24 protein-coding genes and 1 pseudogene are annotated in these 25,587 nt (G+C 70.7%); 13 read left to right on the top strand and 12 right to left on the bottom strand.

Annotation, left to right across the window (positions count from 1 at the left end; translation table 11 throughout):
* Nucleotides 1-199 precede the first annotated feature (199 nt).
* The 9 genes from OG534_RS15705 to OG534_RS15665 all read left to right on the top strand — a co-directional run bounded on the left by OG534_RS15705 (nt 200) and on the right by OG534_RS15665 (nt 8,955).
* On the top strand, nt 200-1,006 hold the full coding sequence (locus OG534_RS15705) for a redox-sensing transcriptional repressor Rex (protein ID WP_326588687.1): 807 nt from the start codon (nt 200-202) through the stop codon (nt 1,004-1,006).
* On the top strand, nt 1,003-2,754 hold the full coding sequence (locus tag OG534_RS15700; RefSeq protein WP_326588686.1) for a glutamyl-tRNA reductase: 1,752 nt from the start codon (nt 1,003-1,005) through the stop codon (nt 2,752-2,754). Before OG534_RS15705 ends, OG534_RS15700 begins: the two co-directional genes overlap by 4 nt.
* Entirely contained in the window at nt 2,751-3,719 is a 969-nt protein-coding gene (hemC, locus tag OG534_RS15695; RefSeq protein ID WP_326588685.1) for a hydroxymethylbilane synthase, read from the top strand. The genes OG534_RS15700 and hemC overlap by 4 nt, the downstream gene beginning before the upstream one ends.
* Nucleotides 3,716-5,383 carry a bifunctional uroporphyrinogen-III C-methyltransferase/uroporphyrinogen-III synthase gene (locus OG534_RS15690; protein ID WP_326588684.1) on the top strand — a complete coding sequence of 556 codons (1,668 nt, stop codon included), beginning with the start codon at nt 3,716-3,718 and terminating at the stop codon, nt 5,381-5,383. Before hemC ends, OG534_RS15690 begins: the two co-directional genes overlap by 4 nt.
* Before the next feature lie 166 nt (nt 5,384-5,549).
* Complete coding sequence (hemB, locus tag OG534_RS15685; protein ID WP_326588683.1) at nt 5,550-6,551, top strand: porphobilinogen synthase; 1,002 nt, start codon at nt 5,550-5,552, stop codon at nt 6,549-6,551.
* A 97-nt stretch (nt 6,552-6,648) separates the two neighbouring features.
* Nucleotides 6,649-6,816: a hypothetical protein gene (locus OG534_RS15680; protein ID WP_326588682.1), complete on the top strand. Its 168-nt coding sequence runs from the start codon at nt 6,649-6,651 to the stop codon at nt 6,814-6,816.
* A 210-nt stretch (nt 6,817-7,026) separates the two neighbouring features.
* The gene (locus tag OG534_RS15675; RefSeq protein ID WP_326588681.1) at nt 7,027-8,367 is read left to right on the top strand and encodes a S8 family serine peptidase; all 1,341 of its coding nucleotides are present in this window, start codon (nt 7,027-7,029) and stop codon (nt 8,365-8,367) included.
* Nucleotides 8,364-8,591, top strand: a complete 228-nt coding sequence (locus OG534_RS15670) for a hypothetical protein (RefSeq protein WP_326588680.1) — start codon at nt 8,364-8,366, stop codon at nt 8,589-8,591. The genes OG534_RS15675 and OG534_RS15670 overlap by 4 nt, the downstream gene beginning before the upstream one ends.
* A 91-nt stretch (nt 8,592-8,682) precedes the next feature.
* Nucleotides 8,683-8,955, top strand: a complete 273-nt coding sequence (locus tag OG534_RS15665; protein ID WP_326588679.1) for a DUF1876 domain-containing protein — start codon at nt 8,683-8,685, stop codon at nt 8,953-8,955.
* Nucleotides 8,956-9,000: 45 nt separating this feature from the next.
* Here OG534_RS15665 and OG534_RS15660 read toward each other — a convergent pair whose 3' ends face one another.
* A complete protein-coding gene (locus OG534_RS15660; protein WP_326588678.1) occupies nt 9,001-9,756 on the bottom strand; it encodes an ABC transporter permease in 756 nt (251 codons plus the stop codon).
* A complete protein-coding gene (locus tag OG534_RS15655) occupies nt 9,753-10,688 on the bottom strand; it encodes an ABC transporter ATP-binding protein (protein WP_326588677.1) in 936 nt (311 codons plus the stop codon). Before OG534_RS15655 ends, OG534_RS15660 begins: the two co-directional genes overlap by 4 nt.
* Nucleotides 10,689-10,789: 101 nt before the next feature.
* On the opposite strand from OG534_RS15655, the gene OG534_RS15650 reads away from it, so the two are divergent.
* The gene (locus OG534_RS15650; RefSeq protein WP_326588676.1) at nt 10,790-11,563 is read left to right on the top strand and encodes a TetR/AcrR family transcriptional regulator; all 774 of its coding nucleotides are present in this window, start codon (nt 10,790-10,792) and stop codon (nt 11,561-11,563) included.
* A gap of 67 nt (nt 11,564-11,630) precedes the next feature.
* Here OG534_RS15650 and OG534_RS15645 read toward each other — a convergent pair whose 3' ends face one another.
* The 4 genes from OG534_RS15645 to OG534_RS15630 form a co-directional block, all read right to left on the bottom strand.
* Nucleotides 11,631-12,356 carry a hypothetical protein gene (locus OG534_RS15645; protein WP_326588675.1) on the bottom strand — a complete coding sequence of 242 codons (726 nt, stop codon included), beginning with the start codon at nt 12,354-12,356 and terminating at the stop codon, nt 11,631-11,633.
* Between the two features lie 28 nt (nt 12,357-12,384).
* Nucleotides 12,385-13,602 carry a hypothetical protein gene (locus tag OG534_RS15640; protein WP_326588674.1) on the bottom strand — a complete coding sequence of 406 codons (1,218 nt, stop codon included), beginning with the start codon at nt 13,600-13,602 and terminating at the stop codon, nt 12,385-12,387.
* 408 nt (nt 13,603-14,010) lie between these two features.
* On the bottom strand, nt 14,011-14,190 hold the full coding sequence (locus OG534_RS15635; protein WP_326588673.1) for a DUF397 domain-containing protein: 180 nt from the start codon (nt 14,188-14,190) through the stop codon (nt 14,011-14,013).
* Nucleotides 14,187-14,972, bottom strand: coding sequence for a helix-turn-helix domain-containing protein (locus tag OG534_RS15630; protein ID WP_326588672.1), 786 nt, complete (start codon nt 14,970-14,972; stop codon nt 14,187-14,189). The genes OG534_RS15635 and OG534_RS15630 overlap by 4 nt, the downstream gene beginning before the upstream one ends.
* A gap of 62 nt (nt 14,973-15,034) precedes the next feature.
* On the opposite strand from OG534_RS15630, the pseudogene OG534_RS15625 reads away from it, so the two are divergent.
* A pseudogene (locus OG534_RS15625) lies at nt 15,035-15,433 on the top strand (ATP-binding protein); the annotation flags it as partial.
* Here the strand turns inward: OG534_RS15625 and OG534_RS15620 are convergent.
* From OG534_RS15620 to argS, 3 genes are all read right to left on the bottom strand, one after another.
* A complete protein-coding gene (locus tag OG534_RS15620; RefSeq protein WP_326588671.1) occupies nt 15,421-15,930 on the bottom strand; it encodes a DUF3995 domain-containing protein in 510 nt (169 codons plus the stop codon). The pseudogene OG534_RS15625 and the gene OG534_RS15620 overlap by 13 nt on opposite strands.
* Before the next feature lie 85 nt (nt 15,931-16,015).
* On the bottom strand, nt 16,016-16,813 hold the full coding sequence (locus tag OG534_RS15615; protein WP_326593646.1) for a VOC family protein: 798 nt from the start codon (nt 16,811-16,813) through the stop codon (nt 16,016-16,018).
* A 179-nt stretch (nt 16,814-16,992) separates the two neighbouring features.
* On the bottom strand, nt 16,993-18,762 hold the full coding sequence (gene argS, locus OG534_RS15610; protein ID WP_326588670.1) for an arginine--tRNA ligase: 1,770 nt from the start codon (nt 18,760-18,762) through the stop codon (nt 16,993-16,995).
* 178 nt (nt 18,763-18,940) lie between these two features.
* Between argS and lysS the strand changes: the two genes are divergently transcribed.
* Nucleotides 18,941-20,668, top strand: a complete 1,728-nt coding sequence (gene lysS, locus OG534_RS15605) for a lysine--tRNA ligase (protein WP_326588669.1) — start codon at nt 18,941-18,943, stop codon at nt 20,666-20,668.
* Nucleotides 20,669-20,790: 122 nt separating this feature from the next.
* Here lysS and OG534_RS15600 read toward each other — a convergent pair whose 3' ends face one another.
* The 3 genes from OG534_RS15600 to OG534_RS15590 form a co-directional block, all read right to left on the bottom strand.
* Entirely contained in the window at nt 20,791-22,194 is a 1,404-nt protein-coding gene (locus OG534_RS15600) for a DUF2637 domain-containing protein (protein ID WP_326588668.1), read from the bottom strand.
* Nucleotides 22,195-22,349: 155 nt separating this feature from the next.
* Entirely contained in the window at nt 22,350-23,114 is a 765-nt protein-coding gene (locus tag OG534_RS15595) for a DUF3558 domain-containing protein (RefSeq protein ID WP_326588667.1), read from the bottom strand.
* Between the two features lie 124 nt (nt 23,115-23,238).
* On the bottom strand, nt 23,239-24,144 hold the full coding sequence (locus OG534_RS15590) for a DUF3558 domain-containing protein (protein WP_326588666.1): 906 nt from the start codon (nt 24,142-24,144) through the stop codon (nt 23,239-23,241).
* 192 nt (nt 24,145-24,336) lie between these two features.
* On the opposite strand from OG534_RS15590, the gene OG534_RS15585 reads away from it, so the two are divergent.
* The gene (locus tag OG534_RS15585) at nt 24,337-25,530 is read left to right on the top strand and encodes an RtcB family protein (protein WP_326588665.1); all 1,194 of its coding nucleotides are present in this window, start codon (nt 24,337-24,339) and stop codon (nt 25,528-25,530) included.
* Nucleotides 25,531-25,587: the final 57 nt, after the last annotated feature.

The raw sequence follows: 25,587 nt of genomic DNA, 5'->3' as shown, positions 1-25,587 counted from the left end.
GCCCCCTTTCGGATTTGAACGGGTTCGGCGTGCCGTTGGTTCCGGCTCCGGGTGCCGAGGTTGCGTGACCCCGGTCACTTTGGTCGGACAAAGCGGACACAATCTTTGTGCACGCGTTCACAAAGGCATAGCCTGCTGTCGACGGGGCGGTCCTGGGACAAGAGGCCGCCTGCAGCCCCGCTCATCCCGCAGGAGCATCGTGGCAACTGGCCGAACTCACCGACCGGCGACCCGCAGCCGAGGTATTCCCGAGGCCACTGTCGCCCGGCTTCCGCTGTACTTGCGTGCCCTCACCGCGCTCTCCGAGCGATCGGTGCCCACGGTGTCCTCCGAGGAACTCGCGGCCGCCGCCGGAGTCAACTCCGCGAAGCTGCGCAAGGACTTCTCGTACCTGGGTTCCTACGGCACCCGCGGCGTCGGCTACGACGTCGAGTACCTCGTCTACCAGATCTCCCGCGAACTCGGCCTGACCCAGGACTGGCCGGTTGTCATCGTCGGAATCGGTAACCTCGGCGCCGCGCTCGCCAACTACGGCGGTTTCTCCGCGCGCGGGTTCCGCGTGGCCGCGCTGATCGACGCGGACCCGGCGATGGCCGGCAAGCCGGTCGCCGGCATGTCCGTGCAGCACACCGATGATCTGGAGAAGATCATCGAGGAGAACGGCGTCTCGATCGGTGTCATCGCGACGCCCGCCGGAGCGGCCCAGCAGGTCAGCGAGCGGCTGATCGCGGCCGGTGTCACCTCCATCCTGAACTTCGCCCCCACCGTGCTGTCCGTGCCCGAGGGCGTGGACGTGCGCAAGGTCGACCTCTCCATCGAGCTCCAGATCCTCGCCTTCCACGAGCAGCGCAAGGCCGGTGAGGAAGCGGCCGCCGCTGCCGCCGGCGGCTCCTCCGTGGGCGGCGCCGCACCCGCTGCGGCCGTGGTGCCGCCGGCCGGGCGGACCACCGCCGAGCAGCGCAAGGGCGGGCCCGAGGGCGACGTGCCGGCGGTGATGCCGGCATGAGTCTGCTCGTCGTAGGGCTGAGCCACCGCAGCGCACCCGTGAGCGTGCTGGAGCGGGCCTCGCTGTCCGCCGATGCCAAGGTGAAGCTGCTGCACGACACCCTCGCCGCCGAACCGGCGACCGAGGCGACCGTGCTGGCCACCTGCAACCGGATCGAGCTGTACGCGGACGTGGACAAGTTCCACGCCGGCGTCGCCGAGCTGTCCACGCTGCTCGCGCAGCACAGCGGCGTCGCGCTGGAGGAGCTCACCCCCTACCTGTACGTCCACTACGAGGACCGGGCGGTGCACCACCTGTTCTCGGTGGCGTGCGGGCTGGACTCGATGGTCGTCGGCGAGGGGCAGATCCTCGGCCAGATCAAGGACGCGCTGGCGCTGGGGCAGGAGCTCCACACCGCCGGCCGGCTGATCAACGATCTGTTCCAGCAGGCACTGCGGGTCGGCAAGCGGGCGCACTCCGAGACCGGGATCGACCGGGCCGGTCAGTCGCTGGTGACCTTCGGGCTGGAGCAGCTCGCGGTGCGGACGCCGGTGGCGGAGTGGGCCGCGGGCAAGCGGGCGCTCGTGATCGGGGCCGGGTCGATGTCGTCGCTGGCGGCGGCCACGCTGGCGCGGGTCGGCGTCGCCGAGATCGTGGTGGCGAACCGGACCGCCGAGCGGGCGGAGCGGCTGGCCGAGATTCTGGTTGCCTCGGGCACCGGGGTCGCGGCGGCGGCGATTCCCATGGCGGGGGTTGCCGATGAGCTGACACGAGTCGATCTTGTCGTGTCCTGCACCGGTGCGACGGGGCTCGTACTGACCGCCGATGACGTGCTGGCCGCCGTGTCCTGGGGCTCTGCCGGTGGGCTCGCGCCGGCTGGGCAGGAAGAGGCCGGGGCTGAGCCCCAGGCGGCCTCCCAGGGGCTCCGCCCCCGGACCCCCGCGCCTCAAACTCCCCCAGCTACCGCTGGGAGGGGCCCCCGGGCGGGGCTGGACTTGGCTCCGGCCGTCATCGCGCGGCTCGTCGCCGCAGCTCAAGGCGGGGGCCGGCTGGCCGATGCCGGGGCCGCGCGGACCATCAGTGCCGCCGTGGAGACCGACGGGTGCCCCGTGGGGCCCGACGGGCGGTCCGCGCTGACCGGGGTCGACGCCAACTCCCTCGAACTGCACGGGACCTGGGCCGACCAGGGCGAGGCCGCCGCACAGCGCCAGCCCCGCAAGAGCGCCCGTACGCACACCGACGCGACCGCCGTCCGGCTCGCGCTGCTCGACCTGGCCATGCCCAGGGACATCGACGCGGCCGTGCACCGGATCCCCGGCGTACGGCTCGTGGACATCGAGTCGCTCGCGGAGGCGTCCGCGGACGCCCCGATGGCGGCCGACGTGGACGCCGTACGCGGAATAGTCGCCGAGGAGGTCGCCGCCTTCGGGGCGGCGCAGCGGGCCGCGCACATCACGCCCACCGTCGTCGCCCTGCGGGCCATGGCGGCCGAGGTCGTGGCCATGGAAGTGGCGCGGCTCGACGGGCGGGTGCCCGACCTCGACGAACGGCAGCGCGCCGAGGTGACCCAGACCGTGCGCCGCGTCGTGGACAAGCTCCTCCACGCGCCGACCGTGCGCGTCAAGCAGCTCGCGAGCGAGCCCGGCGGCGCCGGGTACGCGGAAGCGCTGCGTGAACTCTTCGACCTCGACCCTCAGACGGTTGCTTCCGTCAGCCGGGCGGACGCGGCCGATCCGATGAACGACGACGACCCAGGACGGGCATCATGAACACACGTCCCGACCAGCCGCTGCGGCTCGGTACGCGGCGGAGCAAGCTGGCCATGTCCCAGTCGGGGCACGTCGCCGACGCGGTACGGGAGATCACCGGCCGGCCCGTCGAGCTCGTGGAGATCACGACCTACGGCGATGTGTCGCGCGAGCACCTCGCTCAGATCGGCGGGACGGGCGTGTTCGTCACCGCCCTGCGCGACGCGCTGACGCGGGGCGAGGTCGACTTCGCCGTGCACTCGCTGAAGGACCTGCCGACCACGCAGCCCGACGACCTCGTGATCGCGGCCATGCCGCGCCGCGAGGACGCGCGGGACGCGCTCGTCGCGCGGGACGGCCTGACCTTCGAGCAGCTGCCCGACGGTGCCCGCATCGGCACCGGATCGCCGCGGCGCACGGCCCAGCTCAACCACCTGGCGCTGTCGCTCGGCAAGCGGATCGAGACGGTGCCCATCCGCGGCAACGTCGACACCCGCATCGGCTTCGTCCGGGACGGCGAGCTCGACGCCGTCGTGCTGGCCGCCGCCGGTCTGAACCGGATCGGCCGCGGTGACGAGGCGACCGACCTGCTGTCCGTCGACAGCGTCCTGCCGGCTCCCGGCCAGGGCGCCCTGGCCGTGGAGTGCCTCGCGTCCGACACGGACCTCATCGCCGCGCTCAGCGAACTCGACGACCCGTACACCCGGGCCGCCGTGACCGCCGAGCGTTCCCTGCTCGCCGCCCTGGAGGCCGGTTGCAGCGCACCCGTGGGCGCGTTCGCCGACCTGCTGGCCGACGGACATGTTGTCAATGAAATGCGCCTGCGCGGCGTCGTCGGAACCCTCGACGGCACGACGCTGGTGCAGCTGTCCACCACCGGTCCCGTGCCCCAGTCGTACGACGACGCCATGTCTCTCGGCCGCGAACTCGCGGACGAGATGCTGGCCAAGGGCGCGGCCGGTCTTATGGGGGAGCGATCGCTTTGAACCCCTCAAGTCCGACCACCTCCGCTTTTCCGGCCGTCGCCGCCCACGGACGCGTCACCTTCCTCGGTGCCGGCCCCGGCGACCCGGGTCTGCTGACGCTGCGCGCCGTCGAGGCGCTCGCCGCCGCGGACGTACTGATCGCGGAGCCCGAGGTGCTCGAGGTCGTACGGACGCATGCGCGCGCGGGTGTCGACACGCCGCAGCTGACGATTGCTGACGAAGTGTCAGCAGCCGCCGGGGTCCCGGTGATCCGGGACGCGGCCAATCTTGTCATGGAGGCCGCACGCTCCGGCAGGCGGGTCGTGCGTGCCGTCACGGGCGACCCCGGGCTCGACGGCAACGCGGCCGAGGAAATGCTCGTCTGCGCCACCGCCGGCATCCCCTTCGAGGTGGTGCCCGGAATCGCGACCGCGGTGGGCGTGCCCGCGTACGCCGGCGTCCCGCTGCGCGACAAGCAGGGTGCGGACGTGCGGTTCGTCGACGCGCGGAGCGCCTCGGCGCGCTGCTGGACCGAGGTGGGGGCGAGCGACGGCATCCTCGTCGTCTCCGCGACGCTGGAGACGGTCCCGGCGGCCGCCGCCGAGCTGATCGGCGCCGGGCGCAAGCCCGACACCCCGCTGACCGTGACCGTCGCCGGCACCACCACGCGGCAGCGGACCTGGTCCGCGACGCTGGGCACGATCGCCCAGGTGTTCAAGCAGGGCAAGGTGCTCCCCTCGCCCGAGGGCGCACGGCCCGTCATAGCCGTGGTCGGTGAGCACAGTGCCGCCGCGCGGCGCGAGGAACTGGCCTGGTTCGAGTCGAAGCCGCTGTTCGGCTGGCGGGTCCTCGTACCGCGCACCAAGGAGCAGGCCGCCTCGCTCTCCGACCAGTTGCGTTCCTACGGCGCGGTGCCGCACGAGGTGCCGACCATCGCCGTGGAGCCGCCGCGCACCCCGCAGCAGATGGAGCGCGCGGTGAAGGGCCTGGTGACGGGCCGCTACGAGTGGATCGCCTTCACCTCGGTCAACGCGGTCAAGGCCGTCCGCGAGAAGTTCGAGGAGTACGGGCTCGACGCGCGTGCCTTCGCGGGCATCAAGGTCGCCGCGGTGGGCGAGCAGACCGCGGCCGCGCTCGTGGAGTTCGGCGTGAAGCCGGACCTGGTGCCGAGCGGTGAGCAGTCCGCGGCCGGACTGCTGGAGGACTGGCCGCCGTACGACCCGGTCTTCGACCCGATCGACCGGGTGTTCCTGCCGCGCGCCGACATCGCGACCGAGACGCTGGTCGCCGGGCTGATCGAGCTCGGGTGGGAGGTCGACGACGTCACGGCCTACCGGACCGTGCGCGCGTCGCCGCCGCCGGCGGACACCCGCGAGGCGATCAAGGGCGGCGGCTTCGACGCCGTTCTCTTCACGTCGTCGAGCACCGTGCGGAACCTGGTGGGCATCGCCGGCAAGCCGCACAACGTGACCGTCATCGCCTGTATCGGGCCGGCGACGGCCAAGACGGCGGAGGAGCACGGCCTGCGGGTCGACGTCCTCTCCCCGGAGCCGAGCGTGAGCAGGCTGGCGGAGGCGCTGGCCGAGTACGGTGCGGCGCGCCGCGAGGCGGCCAAGGAGGCCGGCGAGACGGTCTTCCGGCCGAGCGAGCGCAGGCCGGGCGCACGCAGGCGTCGTACGACGTGAGCGGATTAGGCGCCGGCCGGACACGGGCCGACGGAACGGACGAGGGGCCCGGTGCGAACGCACCGGGCCCTTTCCCGTACCCGGCCGGGGTGGTCGGCGCGGGCGCGCCTGGGGCGGGCTCTAGGCTTGTTGCGACTGCTGTCGAAGCTCGAAGAGGCGACTGAAGATGAGCGCGTACGGATCCTTCCCCGGTTCGCGGCCCCGCCGGCTGCGCACGACCCCGGCCATGCGGCGGATGGTCGCGGAATACCGGCTGCACCCCTCGGACCTGATCCTGCCGGCGTTCGTGCGCGAGGGCATCAGCGAGCCCCTGGCGATCTCGGCGATGCCGGGCGTGGTCCAGCACACCCGGGACACGCTGCGGAAGGCGGCCGTGGAGGCGGTCGAGGCGGGCGTCTCGGGGATCATGCTCTTCGGTGTCCCGGCGGACGAGAACAAGGATGCGCTGGGTACGGCGGGCACCGAGCCGGACGGGATCCTGCAGGTCGCGATCCGCGACGTGAAGGCCGAGGTCGGCGACGAGCTCGTCATCATGTCCGACCTCTGCCTGGACGAGTACACCGACCACGGCCACTGCGGGGTCCTGGACGAGCACGGGCGCGTCGACAACGACGCGACGCTGGAGCGGTACGCCGAGATGGCCCAGGTCCAGGCCGATGCCGGTGTCCATGTGGTCGGGCCCAGCGGGATGATGGACGGCCAGGTCGGCGTCGTCCGTGACGCGCTGGACGAGACCGGGCACGAGGACGTCTCGATCCTCGCCTACACGGCGAAGTACTCGTCCGCCTTCTACGGCCCCTTCCGGGAGGCCGTCGGCTCCTCCCTCCAGGGCGACCGCAAGACGTACCAGCAGGACCCGGCGAACGCCCGCGAGTCCCTGCGGGAGCTGGCCCTCGACCTGGAGGAGGGCGCGGACATGGTGATGGTCAAGCCGGCCGGTCCCTACCTCGACATCCTGTACCGGGTCGCGCAGGCGGTGGACGTGCCGGTGGCGGCGTACCAGATCAGCGGTGAGTTCGCGATGATCGAGGCGGCCGCGGAGAAGGGCTGGATCGAGCGGGACCGGGCGATCCTGGAGACCCTGCTGGGCATCAAGCGGGCGGGCGCGGACACGATCCTCACCTACTGGGCGACCGAGGTCGCGGGCTGGCTGCGCGAGACCCGCTGACGGCCGGCGGCCGGCGGCCGTCGATCTGCTCGCCTCGCTGACGCAGGAGTGGTTCTTCGAGGGCTTCCCGGTCCGGGCGCGGGCGGACCGCGACACGGTGCTGGCGGACGCCCGGACCGTGCTGGACCGGTTCGGCCCGCTCCCGATGGACGAAGGTGACTACGCCCTGGCCGCCGCGGAACCCGGCATGGAGGTCCACCCGCCCGAGCCCTTCTCCTACGGGGCGTGGTTCCAGCAGGTGGCGACGGGCCTGGCCGACGGCTGACCGCGGGGCGGGCGCCGGGTGGCTGCGCTGTGTTGCGGGGGTGTGCACCCAGTGCGACCGTGGTCGAGGGGGCGATGCCGACGGCCTTGCGGGCGGCGGCACTGCGGGCCGATACGCGGCTGAACCGCGCCCCACCCACCCCGGGACCTGCCCGTCGGTGGACCGGCGCGGCCACGAACCGGGGGAAGCGCACAGAGAGCGGGAAACCCGATGGCGAACGGATCCATGGACAGGCGCGCCTTCAGCGAGCCGCCCGAACAGCACGGCGGCAACGGCAACGGCATGGGCCACAGTGCGGAGTACACCGGCCGGTACGTGGTCGTGCTCGATCCGAGGGATCAGGAGAGCGGGCTGAACGCACTGCGTTCCTCCGCCGGCATCGCACCCGTGGAACGGGTCCGGGGAGCCGCGGCCGCGAACGTCACCGAACTCCTTGAGCGCCCGGACGTCTCGGTGCTCTTCGAGAACCTGTCCGTGGCCGTCGTCGAGGTGCCGCCCGACAAGCGCTTCGCACTGGTGACCACCGCCGAGGCGGAGAGCTCGATCCTCGCGGCCGAACCGGAGCGCTGGGTCTACGCTTCGCCGATCACCGCCCCGCAGCAGGCGCCGACCGACTTCTACCCGGCCTACCGCAGCGACGAGGACGTCGTCGCCCGGCATTCCCTGGCCGAGACGGCCGTGTCCCTGGGGCCGGCTCTGGACGAGCAGAGCGTGACCTGGGGCCTGCAGGTGATCAGGGCCAACGTCTCCGGCATGAGCGGACGCGGAGTGAAGGTCGCCGTCCTCGACACCGGCGTGGACACGGACCACCCGGACCTGGTCGGGTGCGTCGAGGAGACGGCCTCCTTCGTGCCCGGCCAGACGGTCGAGGACGCCCACGGCCACGGCACGCACTGCATCGGCACCGTCGCAGGTCCGGCCGACCCCCGGCAGGGGCCGCGCTACGGGGTGGCGTGCGACGCGCGCATCCTCGCCGGCAAGGTGCTCGCCAACAACGGCCGCGGTCCGGACGGCGGGATCCTGGCGGGCATCGAGTGGGCGATCGCCCGCGGCGCGAAGGTGATCTCCCTGTCGCTCGGCGCTCGCGTCCTGCCGGGTGCGATCTTCCCGCAGACGTACGAGATGCTGGCCGGAGTCGCGCTCGAAATGGGGACGGTGATCGTCGCGGCGGCGGGCAACAGCAGCCTGCGGCCCGGGCTGGTCTCCCCCGTCGAGCGGCCCGCCAACTGCCCCTCCATCCTTGCCGTGGGCTCGCTGGACAAGGCGATGAGGATGGCGCACGACTCCTGCGGAGGCATCAACGGCGAGGGCGGCGAGGTCAACATCGCGGCTCCCGGCGTGAGCGTGCGCTCGGCGGCGCCCGGCGGCGGTTACGCGACGATGTCGGGCACCAGCATGGCCACGCCGCACGTCGCGGGTGTCCTCGCACTGCTCGCCGAGGCGAACCCCGACGCCTCCGCGGCCGATCTGAAGGCCATGTTGCTGGCCGGCGCGCTCCCGCTGACGCACCCCGTACGGGACGTCGGTGCGGGCCTGCTCCAGGCCCCGTGAGCGAGGCCTCCGAGCCGGTCGGGGTCATCCTCGCGGTCGACCGCGGCCGGTTCGCGGAGGTGGTCGAGGCCCTGCGGCGGGCCGGCCTGACGGTCACGGGCGAGCAGCCGACCGTCGGTACGCTCTCCGGCACCGTCGCCGAGGACCGGATTCCGGCGCTGGCGGCGGTCGACGGGGTCCGGGCCGTCGACCGGGAGCAGATGAACCGGATCCCGCCGTCGTAGACCCGCCCGCAGGGCGCGTGTGCCCGGCTCGCGCCGGGTGCGGCGCGGGCGCACTCTGGAGGGAAGGGTGACCCCCTGGAGGTGATGCACCATGGCCACGCTCGTCGGATGGCATGTGGAGCTCGAATTCACCGAGGAGGGCCACCGCACCAGTGCGGCGGCCCTGGTCAGGCTCGGGGACGGCTCCGAGATCAAGGCGCGAGGCTATGCCTTGCGTCACCCCTCCGACCCGGAGCAGCTGAGGGTCGGGGAAGAGATCGCGGGCGCTCGCGCGCTCATGGATCTCGCGTCGCAGATGTTGCAGAAGGCCCACTCCGAGATCGACGAGGCGACGGGCCGTCATTCCTACCCGCTCAATCGCTGAGCGGGCGGGCTCACAGGCCCGCTGACGGGCTCCGACCGGAGCCCCTCAGCGGGTCCTGCCGCGAAACAGGACCGCCGCCAGGGTCACGGCCACGACCGTGATGCCCGCGCACCAGGTCAGGGCCACCCAGGGAGCGTTCCCCGCGGGCTGCGCCAGCAGCAGTGCGCGCAGGGACTCGATCACCGGGGTCAGCGGCTGGTGGTCGGCGAAGCCGTGGAGCCAGCCGGGCATGGTCTCGATGGGCACGAAGGCGCTGGACGGGTAGGGCAGGAACATCATCAGGAAGGTGAAACCGCCCGCCGCCTCAGGGGACTTGGCGAGCAGCCCGAGCACGGCGGCGAGCCACGAGATCGCCGTGATGTACGCGAGCAGCAGCCCGGCCGCGGCCAGGAAGGCGAGCGGGCCCGCCTGCGGCCGGAAGCCGATGGCCAGGGCGACGGCGAGGACCAGGGTGGTGGACAGCAGGTTGCGCAGCACGGAGGCGGTGACGTGCCCGGCGAGGATCGGGATGCCGCCGATGTCGAGGGTCCGGAAGCGGTCGATGACCCCGTTCTTCATGTCCTCGGTGACGCTGACGGCGGTGCTCGCCGCGCCGAAGCCCGCGCAGAGCAGCATGGCTCCCGGGACCACGTACGTCACGTACGCCGTGCCGGTGTCGATCGCACCGCCGAAGAAGTAGACGAAGATCAGCATCAGCATCACGGGCAGCATCAGCGCGGTGATCAGCGCGTCGGGCTGCCGCCGGCTGATGCGCAGGCTGCGGCCGGCCAGGGCGAGTGCGCTCACGGGTGCGGCGGTCATCGGTCGGCTCCCGTCAGGGTGAGGAACACGTCGTCGAGGGTGGCGCTGCGGACGGCGAAGCGGCCGACGACGGTGCGGTCCGGGTCGAGTTCGTCGAGCAGCGCCCGGACGTGGGCGGCGCTCCCGTCGGTGGGCAGGCCGAGGGTGAGCTCGTCGGGGGCGAGGTGGACGGCGCGCGGCGCGAGGGCTTCGTAGGCGGCGCTGGTGGTGAGGGTGAGGTCGAGCCGGTGTCCGGCGACGCGGGCCTTGAGCTCGGCCGGGGTGCCCTCGGCGGCGATGCGGCCGTCGGCGAGGACGGCGACGCGGTCGGCGAGCCGGTCGGCCTCCTCCAGGTACTGGGTGGTGAGCAGGACGGTCGTGCCGTCGGAGCGCAGTTCCCGCACGAGTTCCCACAGGTCCTGGCGGCTGCGCGGGTCGAGGCCGGTGGTCGGCTCGTCGAGGAAGATCACCTCGGGTCGGGAGACGAGGCTCGCGGCGAGGTCGAGGCGGCGGCGCATGCCGCCCGAGTACGTCTTGGCCGTGCGCGCGGCGGCCTCGGTGAGCCCGAAGCGGGCGAGGAGTTCGTCGGCGCGGGTCCGGGCCGTACGAGGGGAGAGCCCGCAGAGCCGGCCCATCATGCGGAGCATCTCGGCGCCGGTCTGGAGGTCGTCGACGGCCGCGAACTGCCCGGTGAGGCTGATGCGTTCACGGGCGCGGGTCCGCTCGGTGACGGTGTCGTGCCCGGCGACGCGGGCGCTGCCCGAGTCGGGGGTGGTGAGGGTGGCGAGGATCCGGACGGTGGTGGTCTTGCCGGCGCCGTTGGGGCCGAGGAGGGCGAGGACGCTGCCCCGGGGGACGGCGAGGTCGATGCCGTCGAGGACGCGGAGGTCGCCGTAGGACTTGGTCAGGGCGGTGGCGTGGATGCCGAGGTCGCGTGGGACGTGCGTGGTCATGGGGGAGGGTGCTCCCTTCCTCGCTTCTGCGTATGCCTTACGCTCTTCTGTGTAAGTAATACACAGAACTAGGATGGGGGTCAATCGAGGAGTGGGCGGTCATGGCGGACGAGGACAGCGGAACCGGGCTCCCGGCGAGCCTGGAGATGGCCTGGGGCCTGCGAGAGCGCCCCGGCAAGGGGCCGCGCCCCACGCTCACGCTGCCGCGCATCGTGGAGACGGCTGTGACGCTGGCCGCCGTTGAGGGGATGGACGCCGTCTCCATGGGCCGGGTGGCCAAGGAACTGGGCGTCTCGACGATGTCCCTCTACCGGTACGTCACGGCGAAGGAAGAGCTCTACATCCTGATGTCGGACGCGGGCGTCGGTGCCCCGCCGGCGCTGCCGCCGGAGGCGCAGGGGTGGAGCTGGCGCGAGCTGCTGACCCAGTGGGCGTACGCGCAGCGGGCCGTCCTGATGGCCAACTCCTGGATCCTGCGCATCCCGATCACCGGGGCGCCGGTCAGCCCGAACCAGCTGGCCTGGATGGAGCGCGGGCTGGCGGCGATGGCCGGCGCGGCCCTGACCGAGGGCGAGAAGCTCTCGACGATCATCCTGATCGGCGGCCTGGTCCGCAACGAGGCGACGATGGCGGCCGACATGATGGACGCCATCGTGAAGTCCGGTGTCTCACCGGACCAGGTCTTGGGCCGGTACCTGCGCACGCTGCGGCTGATGACGGGCCCGGACAGCCACCCGGCCGTGACGCGGCTGCTGGAGTCGGACGCGTTCACGGGCTCGGACGAGCCGGACTTCCAGTTCCGCTTCGGCCTGGACCGGATCCTGGACGGGCTGGCGGCGCTGGTCGCGGGGCGGGCGGGGCCGGCCGGGGCCTGAGGGGGCGGGAGGGACCGTCCACCGGCTCAGCCGATGCCAGCCCCCGGCAAGACCGCCGCCCTTGTGGTCACACGGGCGGCAGCAGGTCGCTCTCGCTGACGGTGTACGTCAGCGGGGGGTAGGTGAAGTCCGTTTCGTTGTTCTCGCGGCGCCGCAGTTGGTAGAACTCGCGCCTCTGCTCGTCGTCGGCCGCCGTGAGGCGCGCGCCCTGCGGGAGGTAGGCATGTCCGTCGCGAAACCGAACGAAGGTCTTCGACGTGCGAAACGTTACGCCCAGCCATTGGTTGTCCGCCGTCGGGACGGGCACGTCCAGCACGATCTTGTGCTTGAATCGCCGATTCAACTCGACAGAGAACGCGACAACACTGTGGTGGGTGAGGGAGATCTCGAACTTGTCGGCATCGGACCCCTTTGATTCGAAGATCAGCTTCCGCGGTGGGCTCGCTTCGGGATGTTGATAGCAGGAGAAGACGGCGATGAAGGACTCGTCGGCCAGATCGAGGGCCTGGTCGGAATGGCTGCCCATGGTTCTGTAGGCATTCGTGTAGCTCTCGACGAGGGCGTTGTTGAATCCGGTCGCAATCGCCGTATGTTCCTCAATCTGTTGCGCCAGCCGTTCGTGCACCGCGCGGAAACGCTGCGTCGGGCTGCTGTATTGAGTGGTGGTGCGTACGAGGGGCACACCCTCCGCCTCGTCGATCATGGTGAGTGTGGCACCCCGCCGGCCTTTTCCCACGTCTTCCAGACGAGCAGACGCGGACAGGTCCGCATAGAGATCCTGCTCGGTCGGCAACGAGTGCGAGATGATCTCGTCCGAGATCCTAGGCTCGGGGGGCAACGTAGTCTCCCGTGTTCATGCTGAAGAGAAACTTGTCGCCGTAGTCGATGAAGGACGAGGTCCTGTTCTCCTCGGCGTACAGTCTGCGCAGCTCGTCCATGCCCTCTGATGTGGGCGGCCCCAGCTCCACCAGGTCTTCCGCCACTTTGAGGAACGTCTGGCCGCCCTTGTGGACAGCTTCGGCGCTCGAACAGCGCACCACGTATCCCAGCCGGGTCGGGAGCATCTCGGCGCCCAGCGTCGAGGGCCGGATTTCGTGCGTATACAGACGGTTGGTGGACAGCGGCATGAAGAACACGGAGCCGGGATAGAGGGTCACGGCGAACTGCCGGGGAAGCGTAACCCCGTCGCGTTCCGGTTCTTTGAGGCGGAAGTGGAGTCTGGTCAGCCCGCTGGCGCGCTTCACACCGTAGTCGAAGGCGTCTTCGGCCATGGGATGCAGCTTGTCGAGCCCGTCATAGAAGGTGCAGAAGGCCATGATGCCGTTGACGGGCATGTCCTTGGTCTTGTCGGCGTGCGCCGATATCTTCGCCTTGGACTGCTTGCGCTCGGCCGTGGCCAGGGTGTTGTGGTAGATCTGCGCGAGCACATGATTCAGCGGCGCCTGGTTCCGGAATACGGTGGCGGCCTCGCGGTTCAGAGCCTCGACCATGCGCGTATCAGTCGGTCGAAATCCCTCGGTCGGCCCCGAGAGATTCGTGGAGCACCGGAGCAGGCGGAAATGCAGTTCGTCACCGTCTCGCGTGACGGGTGTCAGATAGATTCCGCTGCGATGAGCCGTTCCAGGCTTGGTGGACTCCGTCAGCGACTGGAAGTCGTGCTCCGCACGGATCCGTCCGAAGTGATCGGCGTCGAGGTCGAAGAAGCGGCGGTAGTACACCCCGGCGCCGTGCACCCGGACGGGAACTCGGCCGCCATCGACGAGGGTCCAACCCGTGTCGACGTCCTCGTGGTAACCGCGCGACAGCTCCCGGATGACGAACACTCGGTCCGCCGCATCCAGTTGGCGGCCGCTGATCCCGGACACGTCGCCACACAGGTAGACGGTCTTCTGCGTCAGGTCCGCCGAACCCAGCTCCTCCGGCGTGATCGTGGACCCGAAGAAGTCCCTGATCAAGTCATCGTCCTGCAACGCCGAGGGCGCAACCACGATGTTGCTCGCATCATCGATGCAGGCCTCTGTCAGCCCTGCCGGGTACATCGAACGGCACCTCCCCTTCATAGATCTTGATGCATTGAACCGCGGACCAGCCCTGGACGGCTCGCGGGCGCCGTCGGGCAGGAGCGCGTAGCGATTTGAGGCGCTCCGGGCTCCGCCCGGGCCTCTCCGACGCGCCGGTGGTCTCTTGCCGCCCGGCCCGTTCCTCTGGGGGGTTCCCGGCTGTCCTCGTATGTCCGTGGCGGGTCGGTCGGTCAAGGGTGGCCGCAGGCCATCGCGCAGCGACGCGAGGAACGAGCGCCCTTGAGGGACCGGCCCGCCACGGAGAGACGATGGGACTGACGGGAAACCCCCAGCACATCCCTGATGCCGCCCGGCGCAGACACGGTTCCCATGCCGCGGCTCCGGTTCGCGACACGCCTGACTCTGTCTGCCGCCGCTCACCGGGGCCTAGCGAGCAAGCCAGCCCGTCAGTGCCGCCCAGCTCGCCGGCGCGAGCGCCAGGATCGGCCCGTCCTGGACCTTCGAGTCCCGGACGTGGATGGCGCCCGGGCTGGTGGCGATTTCGACGCAGGCGTCGCCGTCGCCGCCGCTGTAGCTGGACTTGAGCCACTTCAGTTCGGCGCTCATAACTCTCCTAGCAGGCGGTTCAACAGGCCCTGTGTCTGGACGGTGTTGAGGGCCTGAGTCCGCAGCATCGCATATCGGCGAGCCATGATGCTGACCTCGTCGGGGTCTGAGATGAGCCTGCTGCCACGCTGACTCTCGGAGTATCCGAGGTGCTGGTGGGTGGGGGTTTCCAGGAGGATGAAGGGGCCGTCGAGGGCTGCGTGGGCGGTCTGATCCAGCGGCATCACTTGGATGGAAACGTCCGGAAGCTCCGTACAGGCGAGCAAGTGCCTTAGGAGTTCCTCGTGTACGTCTCGGCCGCCGATGCGGTGGCGGACGGCCGGCTCCCAGATGATGAAGCTCAGGGTCGGTGGTGTCTTGCGGTGGAGGATTTCCTGCCGTGCCATGCGGCGGGCGGTCAGATCCTCAATGGTTTCCTCGGGGTGCGCTGGGACGCGGCACTTGAAGAGGGCCCGGGCGTAGCCCTCGGTTTGGAGCAGCCCCGGCACGCGCTGGCCTTCGTACCAGGACAAGGTGATGGCGTTGAGCTCAAGGGTCAGGTATTCCTCGGCCCATGGCGGTGTCGTGTCGATGTCGGGTAGTTCCAGCGCTGCCACGGTCAGGAGGCCCGGCAGGTCCAAGTGCAAGTCCATCAGCTCGGCGACGTTCGGCATCAGGGCGCGGCGGCCTTGCTCGATGGAGGCAATGGTCTCCGCGTCCAGCCGGACCAGCTCTCCGAGCTGCTTCTGGGTCAGGTTCTTGGCGATGCGGGCCGCGGCCACCATCGCGCCGACCATCTTCATGGTCGTCGCGTTCGGCCGTACTCGTTTCCTCGGTGGCATGACTGCGAACTCCCCACCCACGCATGCGGAATACCCCGTGCGGACCCGTACTCATCAATGAGTACGGGTCGGCGCTCAGCCACACGCTAGTCACGCAACGCGACGATCGTCCCGTGAATCCAACTATTCAGGCGGCGCTCGTGCGCGATCGCCTCTACCTGCACTCACCCCGATCCATCGCAGCTGCGCGGCAGTTCACACGTGACACCTTGCGGGCGTGGGGCGTGGACGAACGCCAGGACGACATGTTGCTCTGCGTGAGCGAGCTGGCCACCAACGCCCTGCGGTACGGGGTTCCGCGCGGCCGCGGGTACCTGCTGCGGCTGTTCGGCTTCGAGGACGCGACCGTCCGGGTCGAGGTGCACGACAGCGGGCCCGGCTTTTCCCGGATCACCGGGCGCCCGCACGGTCACGGCCTGACGCTCGTGGCCGCGCTCTCCGACGACTGGGGGGCGCTGGCCCGGACGCCCGGGAAGGTCGTCTGGTGTGAGTTCCGCGGAGAGCGGACGGCCAGGCGGGCCGCCGCCCAGGCCGCGGTGAGGCAGAGCGGGGTGTAGAGCGCCAGGTTGAGGACGTAGAACGGGCTGTCCGGCGGGCTGTCGAGGAGCCCGGCCGCCCACCCCAGGCCCGCGACGCCCCGTACGGTCAGGCCGGCCGCGACCGCGGCGGTGACAGCGCGGGTCGCGCGGCCGCCGCGGCCGCGGGCGTGGGCGAGTACGGCGGCGGCCCCCGTCAGCAGCACGGCGGCCAGGGGGAGCACCGCGGCCGGTCCGAAGGAGGTGTCCAGGCCGAGGACGGCCAGGGACAGCGCCCGTTCGTCGGCGGCGGGCCAGGTCGCGCCCGTCGCCCAGTACAGGTGCAGCAGTCCGTCGGCCGCCAGCAGCCCGGCCAGCGCCGCCCCGGCACGCGTGTTCTTCATGTGAGCCCCCTTCTCGGTGGTGAACAACCCGGCACCGAGAAGGAGGAGGCCCACAGGCAGGACATTCCCTGTGGGCCCGGTCACATCAGGCGGGCTGCTCCGGGGCGGTCGCCGTGATCACCGAGAAGCCGCCGCCCTGGGAGTCGGCGAGGACGGCCATGCGGCCCGCCACCATGTCGAAGGCCGGGGCCAGGACACTGCCCCCGGCGCGTACGGCGGCCGCCTGGACCGCGTCCACGTCGTCGACGTGGAAGTACGGCATCCAGTGCGGCGGCACCCCGGGCGGCAGCTTGGCGAGGTCGATCATCCCGCCGACGGCACGGTCGCCGACCTTGAACTCGGTGTACTCCCCGGCGTCGGGCATCTCGGACCGGGCCGTGGTGACGGGGAGGATCGAGGTGTAGAAGGCGGCCGCGGCCGCGACGTCGCCGGTGCTGAGCTCGTTCCAGATCAGGGCGCCGTGCTCGTTGACGATGCCGGCGCCGTCGAAGGAGCCGGCCTGCCACAGGCCGACGACGGCGCCGGTGGGGTCGGTGATCACGGCCATCCGGCCGAGGTCCATGACGTCCATCGCGCCCATCATCACCGAGCCGCCCGCGTCGGTGACCGACTTGAGGGTGGAGTCGATGGAGTCGGTGGCCAGGTACGTGGTCCACGCGGTCGGCGGCATCGGGTCGGGCACGGTCCCGTCCGGGTTCATCGCCTTCATGATGCCGGCGACGGGCTTGCCCTTGAGGAGGCAGACGGAGTAGCCGCCCTGCTCGGCCGGGCCGATCTCGCCCTGCCAGCCGAAGAGGTCGCCGTAGAAGTCGAGGGCCGCCTGCTGGTCGGGGACCATCAGGTCGATCCAGCACGGGGTGCCGGGCTTGTAGGGGCCGTTCATGTCGGGCACGGATGCCTCCGCTTGGTGGATGGGGGAAGGACGCGCCGTCCCCTACCCGGCCCGTGCGGCCCGAATCGGGCCGTACGGGTGAAACCCGGTGTGCGTCAGCGGGCACCGCGCCGGAACGCGGAAGGCCCCGCCTCCGGAAGGAGACGGGGCCGCCGTACGGACGCGGTGCGTCAGAGCTTCTCGGGGGTCCGGATGCCCAGGAGAGACATGCCCTTCGACAGGGTGCGGGCCGTCAGGTCGCACAGGAAGAGACGGTTCTCGCCCACCACGAGCTCAGGCTCCGGCTTCACGACCGGGCACTGGTCGTAGAACGTCGTGAACAGCGAGGACAGCTGGTACAGGTACGCCGCCACCTTGTGCGGGGCGTGCTCCGCGGCCGCCTCGGCGATCAGCTCGCCGAAGTGGTCCAGGTGCAGGCCCAGCGCACGCTCGGCCGGAGCCAGCTCCAGCTCCGGGTGCGCGACCGGCTTGCGGTCGCCCGCCCTGCGCAGGATCGACTTGATCCGGGCGTACGCGTACTGCAGGTAGACGGACGTGTCGCCGTTCAGCGAGACCATCTGGTCCAGGTCGAACTTGTAGTCGCGGGCGGCCGAGGTCGACAGGTCGGCGTACTTCACCGCGCCGATGCCGACGTACCGGCCGTTCTCGACGATCTCCTCCTCGGTCAGGCCCACCTTCTCGGCCTTCTCGCGCACGACCGCCGTCGCCCGGTCCACCGCCTCGTCGAGCAGGTCCACGAGCCGTACGGTCTCGCCCTCACGGGTCTTGAACGGCTTGCCGTCCTTGCCGAGCACCGTGCCGAAGGCCAGCTGCACGGCCTTGACCCCGTCGCTCAGCCAGCCCGCCCGGCGCGCCGTCTCGAAGACCATCTTGAAGTGCAGGGACTGCCGCGCGTCCACCACGTAGATCAGCTCGGTCGCACCCAGATCGGCGACACGGTTGCGGATCGCCGACAGGTCGGTGGCCGCGTAGCCGAAGCCGCCGTCCGACTTCTGCACGATCAGCGGGGTCGGGTTGCCGTCCGGACCCTTGACGTCGTCGAAGAAGACGCAGAGCGCCCCGTTGGAACGGACGGCGACGCCCGACTCCTCCAGCAGCTTGCAGGTCTCCACCAGCATGTCGTTGTAGCCGGACTCGCCGACCACGTCCGGGTCCTGGATGTCCATGTCCAGCTTGTTGAAGACGGAGTAGAAGTAGATCTTCGACTCGTCCACGAACCGCTGCCACAGCGCGAGGGTCTCGGCGTCACCCGCCTGCAGGTCCACCACCCGCGCCCGGGCCCGCGTCTTGAACTCCTCGTCGGAGTCGAACAGCCCGCGCGAGGCCTTGTACAGCCGGTTGAGGTTGGACATGGCCTCCTCGCCGGAGACCTCCTCGTCGGACTTGTGGTCCAGCTCGTGCGGGTGCTCCATCAGGTACTGGATGAGCATGCCGAACTGGGTGCCCCAGTCGCCGATGTGGTGGCGGCGGACCACCGTCTCGCCCGTGAACTCCAGGATCTCCACCATCGCCGCACCGATCACGGCGGACCGCAGGTGACCGACGTGCATCTCCTTCGCGACGTTCGGCTGCGCGTAGTCGATCACCGTGGTGCCCGGGTTCGCCGCGAGCGGGACGCCCAGGCGGTCGTCGCCGGCCCGCGCCGCAAGGGTCTCGACGATCGCCCGGTCGGTGATCGTGATGTTGAGGAAGCCGGGACCGGAGACCTCGATCTCCCGGATCAGGTCACCCGTCGCGATGCCCTCGACCACGGTCGTCGCCAGCTCGCGCGGGTTGGCCTTCGCCTTCTTCGCGAGCGCCAGGATGCCGTTGGCCTGGAAATCGGCCCGGTCGCTTCGTCGCAGCAGCGGGTCGGCGCCACCGGCCTCCGGCAGAGCCGAGGCGAGGGCGTCCGCGACGCGCTGATTGACGGAAGAAGCGAGGGAAGGGACCGAGGCCATGAGCTGCCGTTCCTGTGAGGTTGTGCCGGTGGGTGCACTTGGTTGTTCCGACAAGTGCCGAGTATCCCACGCGGGGACCGCCCCTTTCGCGGGATATCAGGGGGCGGAGCAACCCCGGAGCGTCCTGTTCCGTCTGGGAGAATGGCTGAAGCCAGCATTCGAGATAGAAGGACGTGTCGTGGCTCAGAGCAGCACCGAGACCGACTGGGTCTCCCGTTTCGCGGACGAGGTCATCGCCGAGGCGGAGCGCCGAGCACCCGGCAAACCTGTCGTCGTCGCGTCCGGACTCTCCCCCTCCGGCCCGATCCACCTGGGCAACCTCCGCGAGGTCATGACCCCCCACCTGGTCGCGGACGAGATCCGCCGCCGGGGCATCGAGGTCCGCCACCTCATCTCCTGGGACGACTACGACCGGTACCGCAAGGTGCCCGCGGGCGTGCCCGGCATCGACGAGTCGTGGGCCCAGCACATCGGGCGCCCGCTGACCGCCGTGCCCGCCCCGGCCGGCTCCGCGCACCCGAACTGGGCCGAGCACTTCAAGGCCGTCTTCGTCGAGGCCCTGGCCGAGATGGGCGTCGAGTACGACCCGATCAGCCAGACCGAGCAGTACACCACCGGTGTCTACCGCGAGCAGGTCCTGTTCGCGATGAAGCACCGCGGCGACATCGACGCCGTCCTCGACCAGTACCGCACCAAGCAGAAGCCCGGCGGCAAGAAGCCCCAGCAGAAGCAGGTCGACGAGGCCGAGCTGGAGGCCGCGGAAGGCTCCGGCGCCGCCGCCGAGGACGACGGCAGCACCGGCGAGGGCGGGTACTTCCCGTACAAGCCGTACTGCGCCGAGTGCGGCAAGGACTTCACCAAGGTCACCTCGTACGACGACGAGACGACCGAGATGACCTACGTCTGCACCGAGGACGAGTTCACCGAAACGGTCAAGCTCAGCGAGTTCAACCGCGGCAAGCTCGTCTGGAAGGTCGACTGGCCCATGCGCTGGGCCTACGAGGGCGTGATCTTCGAGCCCTCCGGCGTCGACCACTCCTCGCCCGGCTCGTCCTTCCAGGTCGGCGGCCAGATCGTGCACATCTTCGGCGGCGAGCAGCCGATCGGACCGATGTACGCGTTCGTCGGCATCAGCGGCATGGCGAAGATGTCCTCGTCGAAGGGCGGGGTCCCCACCCCGGCCGACGCGCTGAAGATCATGGAGCCGCAGCTGCTGCGCTGGCTCTACGCGCGCCGCCGCCCCAACCAGTCCTTCAAGATCGCCTTCGACCAGGAGATCCAGCGGCTCTACGACGAGTGGGACAAGCTGGAGGCCAAGGTCGCCGACGGCTCCGTCCTGCCCGCCGACGCCGCCGCGCACACCCGCGCCGTGCGCACCGCCGCCGCCGAGCTGCCGCGCACCCCGCGGCCGATGCCGTACCGGACGCTCGCGTCCGTCGTCGACATCACCGCCGGACACGACGAGCAGACCCTGCGCATCCTGACCGACCTCGACCCGTCGCAGCCGCTCACCTCCCTCGACGAGGTACGGCCGCGCCTGGACCGCGCCGAGAACTGGATCACCACCCAGGTCCCGGCCGACCAGCGCACCCTCGTCCGCGACGAGCCCGACGCCGACCTGCTGTCGTCCCTGGACGACGAAGGCCGCGAGTCGCTGCGGCTGCTCCTGGACGGGCTGGACTCGCACTGGTCGCTCGACGGGCTGACCACGCTGGTCTACGGCGTCCCGAAGGTCATGGCCGGCCTGGAGCCCGACGCCAAGCCGACGCCGGAACTCAAGGTCGCGCAGCGCACCTTCTTCGCGCTGCTCTACCGGCTCCTCGTGACCCGGGAGACCGGGCCGCGACTGCCCACGCTGCTGCTGGCGGTGGGCGCGGACCGCGTGCGCAAGCTGCTCGCCGTCTGAGGACCCGCAGGCACGTGAAAGGGCCCGCACCCTTCGGGGGTGCGGGCCCTTTCCGCTGTCACGGAGCCGCTGTCACGGAGCCGCTGTCACGGAGCCGCTGTCCGGGGGCTGCCGTCGCCCGCCTACGCGATGTGCTCGGCCTCGCGGTCCTTGTTGTAGCGCAGCTTGAACGCCGGGATCATCCGGCGGAGCAGCGAACCGCTCCGCGGGTGGGTCACGCCGTAACCGTCCGAGAGGTGTATGTCGAGCGCCTCGACCGACGGGTAGTCCTGCTTCTCGTCGGACAACGCGCAGAACACCTTGTACGCGACCTCGGCGAACTCCGCCTCGTCGGGGGTCTCCGGGTCCGGACCCTCCTCCGGGGCCTGCGCGGCGCCCTGCACGTTCTGGGCGGCCTGGGCGGCCTGCTGGTCCTCCTCACGGCGGGGACCCGGGATCGGAACGTCCGGCTGCGCCTGCCGCTGCTCCTCCGGGCCCATCGGGGGCAGGACCGGCGTCGGCTCCAGACCCTCCACGTACTGAGGGTTGTAGCCGCCCTCGTACGCCGCCTGCGGAGCCAGCGGCGCGGCGAACCACGCGCTGTTGTGGGCCGCGGGCATCGCCGTCGGCTCCACCGCGAAGGGCGGCGGGGCGTGCGTGACGGCCGCGGCCGCCGCGGCCGCCGGGGACTGCACCACCGCAGCCTGCCCGTGGGCCGCGCCCTCGGGCTGCTGGGCCTGCAGCGCCTGCTGCTGGAGCTGCTCCTGGCGCTGCTGGGCGAACTCCGGCGCGGCCGCCGCGGCCGCCAGCGCCGGAGCACCCGCCACACCCTGCTGCGCCAGCGGAGGCAACACCGCCGGCTCGATCCCCGTCACCGCCAGCGCCTCCGGCGCCGTCTCCTTCAACGGCACACCGATCCGCGCCAGCTTCAGCGGCATCAGCGCCTCCACCGGCGCCTTCCGCCGCCAGGAGCGCCCGTACCGCGCCTGCAGACGGGCCTGGTAGATCAGCCGGTCCTGCTCCATGCCGACCGCCTGCTCGTAGGAGCGCAGCTCCCACAGCTTCATCCGCCGCCACAGCTTGAACGTCGGTATCGGCGACAGCAGCCACCGCGTGATGCGCACACCCTCCATGTGCCGGTCCGCGGTGATGTCCGCGATCCGGCCCACCGCGTGCCGCGCGGCCTCCACCGTCACCACGAACAGGAGCGGGATCACGGCGTGCATCCCGACACCCAGCGGGTCGGGCCACGAAGCCGCACCGTTGAAGGCGATCGTCGCCGCCGTCAGCAGCCACGCCGTCTGGCGCAGCAGCGGGAAGGGTATGCGCAGCCACGTCAGCAGCAGGTCCAGCGCCAGCAGCACGCAGATGCCCGCGTCGATGCCGATCGGGAACACCAGCGCGAAGCTGCCGAAGCCCTTCTGCTCGGCGAGGGTGCGCACCGCGGCGTACGAGCCCGCGAAACCGATCCCCGCGATGACCACGGCCCCCGCGACCACGACGCCGATGAGTATCCGGTGCGTACGAGTCAGCTGCATCGCGGCCACACGCGATCCCCTCCCCTTGTCGAGCACATACCGAGCGCCGAGTACCGGGCGCTGATGAGCGCCGAGCGCTTACCGAGCCTTTATGGACCTGCGGCAGGCACAGCGTACGGGTGACTGGATGTCAACGCCCCAGGAGGCCCCGCCCCCGACAACCCCTACTGCTGCGGCTGCGGCGACTGCGGCTGCTCCGCCGGCTGCTTGTTGGCCGCATCCACCGAGGCCACGGCCTCCTTCGCCGCCGTGATCGCGTCCTGCAGCAGCTTCGCCCGGTCCGGCGCACCGGCACCCTCGTACGCGGCACCGTTGTAGTCGAGCGTGATCACCACGTTCTGCGTACGCGCCACGATCGTCGTGTTGGAGAAGTCGACCTCCTTCTTCACGGTGTACGCGACCGACGTCCCCTGGTCGCCGATCCCGGCCGCCGCCTCCGCCTTCGGGTCCTGCGCACCCTCGGACGCCTTCGCCGCCTCGACCTGCTTGTTGTACTGCTCCTCGGCGCGCGCGTTGGCGGAGCCGAGCGAGGCGTGCGAGTCGTAGCGGAAGTAGGACAGCGAGAGCCAGCGGTACTGCGAGCCCTTCAGCCCGTCCTCGTCCAGACCGTTCCACGAGCAGCTGGCACGGCTCGTCAGGTCGTTCGACTTGGTCGCCGTACCGTTCTTGTCCTTCGCCTCCGGGACGAGCGCTTCTATCGTCGCCGTCTGGACCGCCTTGCACGGGTCCGGAAGCGTGGCGAACGCCGCCTTCTCCAGCGGGGCGGCGGACTTCGCGTTGGGCTTCGCCGACGAGGAGGCATCGGACTTCTTGCCGTCGTTCGAGCCCTTGTCCTTGCCCGAATCGGAGGAACACCCGGCGACGGTGAGGATCACCGGGACGGCTGCGCAGGCGAGAACGCGGGTGAGGCGCGAGGCTGATCGGTGCATGTTTCCTTCAGTGCGTTGTGAGGGTGTGTGCTTCGGACGCGGTACGCGGGACCCGGGCCACGGTAGCCCGATCGGGTGCCCGCCTGCTGTGCGCGCCGTCACCTCCGGCTGCGGCGCGCACCGCTCACGCGTTGAAACGCTCGACCAGAGCCTGCGCCAACTGCCGTGCCCTGTCCTGGGTTTCGGTACTCGGCGGGATCACGCCGGGCAGCGACGGCTGCACGCTGTACTCGACCGTGACGATGACGTTCGAGGTACGGAACACGATCCGCACGGTGCGCGCCTGCGCCGCGGTGGCCCCCGCCGGACTCAGCTTGTCCTCCAGGAAGGACTCGCTGCCGAGCCCCTCCAGGACGCGGGACCCGAGCTCGACCGGAGCCGACGGGCTCGCGCCGCCGGACGGAGCGCCGGAGGACGGCGCGCCCGGCGACGGCGCCCCGGGCGCCGGTGCTCCCGGCGACGGCGCCCCGGGCGCCGGTGCTCCCGGCGACGGCGCGCCGGCGGCCGGCGTCGGGGCGCCGGCCGGGGGAGCCGCGGGCGTGGGGCTCGCGGTCGGGCCGGGGAAGGGCAGGTGCGCGTCGGTGAGCCGGCGGACGTAGACCTGCCGGGCCTTGTCGTCGTCGCTGGTGGCGGCCCGGTCGTACGAGACCACGCGCTCGAAGCGGACCGCCAGCAGCCGCGTCTCCTCGGGCGTCTGCACCGTCCAGCGGCAGCCGACGTGCCGGTCGTTGTCGTACGAGGCGTCCGCGACGCCGGCGTACAGCTGGTCGCGCTGCTCGGGGGTGAGGGCCTCCGCGGCCGGGAGCATGGCCTTGAGCTTCTTGCTGTCGACGCCGGCCTTGCAGGGCGCGGGCAGACTGCGGTACTTCCCCGGTTGGGCGGGCGCGGCGGAGCTGCCGCCGGCCTTCGCGTCGCTGGTGCTGCCGCCGCTGCTCCCGCCGGTGCACCCGGTCAGGCCGGCCGCCCCGGCCGCGAGCGCGGCGAGCATCGCGATGCCTGGCAGGACTCGCCGTACCGCCTTGCGCTGCACGTCCACTGGCTCCCTTCGACCGCCGGGCACCCGGCGGATCAGGAAAATGCGTTGCCGCTGTCTGGGCGCGGCTGGACACAATGTCTATCGCACACGCTGGTGCCGGCGCCGGTCCTCTGTCGTATTTGGGATCAAGAGCGAGGCTTTTTGCGCATTCCGAGTTTTCTGTTGTTTTCGGGGGATTGATTCCGTATGTCGTATGTAGAGGTACCTGGGGCGAAGGTCCCGATCCGGATGTGGACCGACCCGTCGTCGGTCGAGGACGGCGCGATGCAGCAGCTCCGCAACGTCGCCACCCTCCCGTGGATCAAGGGCCTGGCCGTCATGCCGGACGTCCACTACGGCAAGGGCGCCACCGTCGGCTCGGTGATCGCCATGAAGGACGCGGTCTGCCCGGCGGCGGTGGGCGTGGACATCGGCTGCGGCATGTCGGCGGTGAAGACCTCCCTGACGGCGAACGACCTGCCGGGTGACCTGTCCAAGCTCCGCTCGAAGATCGAGCAGGCGATTCCGGTGGGGGCGGGGATGCACCGCGAGCCGGTGGACCCGGCGCGGCTGTACGGATTCACGGAGGCGGGCTTCGGGGACCTGTGGGAGCGCTTCGACTACGTCACGGATGCGGTGAAGTTCCGGCGTGACCGGGCTATGCGGCAATTGGGAAGCCTTGGCCAGGGGAATCACTTTTGCGAAGTTTGTATCGATATGTCCGGTTCGGTGTGGCTCATGCTGCATTCGGGGTCACGGAACATCGGTAACGAGCTGGCCGCCTTCCACATCGACGTGGCCCGAGGGCTCTCGCACAACCAGGGCCTCGTGGACCGGGACCTTGCGGTCTTCCTTGCGGCTACGCCGGAGATGGAGGCGTACCGCAACGATCTCTTCTGGGCTCAGGAGTACGCGAAGTACAACCGTGCCGTGATGATGAGCCTGTTCAAGGAGGTGTTCCGGAAAGAGTTCCGGAAGGCAAAGGTCTCCTTCGAGCAGGAGATCAGCTGCCACCACAACTACGTGGCGGAGGAGCGGTACGACGGCATGGACCTGCTGGTCACCCGCAAGGGCGCGATCCGCGCCGGCAGCGGTGACTACGGGATCATCCCGGGCTCGATGGGCACGGGCTCGTACATCGTGAAGGGCCTCGGCAACGAGAAGTCCTTCAACTCGGCCTCGCACGGCGCGGGCCGGAAGATGAGCCGTACGGCGGCGAAGAAGAAGTTCTCGGCGCGTGACCTGGCGGAGCAGACCAAGGGCGTGGAGTGCCGCAAGGACTCCGGCGTCGTGGACGAGATCCCGGGCGCGTACAAGTCGATCGAGCAGGTCATCGACCAGCAGACCGACCTCGTGCAGGTCGTGGCCAAGCTCAAGCAGGTCATCTGCATCAAGGGCTGAGGCCCGGGCGCAGTTGTCGGGGGAGCGGAGGGGCCCGGACCGATCGGTCCGGGCCCC

The sequence above is a fragment of the Streptomyces sp. NBC_01294 genome (assembly GCF_035917235.1).
Classification (GTDB): domain Bacteria; phylum Actinomycetota; class Actinomycetes; order Streptomycetales; family Streptomycetaceae; genus Streptomyces; species Streptomyces caledonius.
This window is presented reverse-complemented; position numbering and strand designations above follow the sequence as displayed.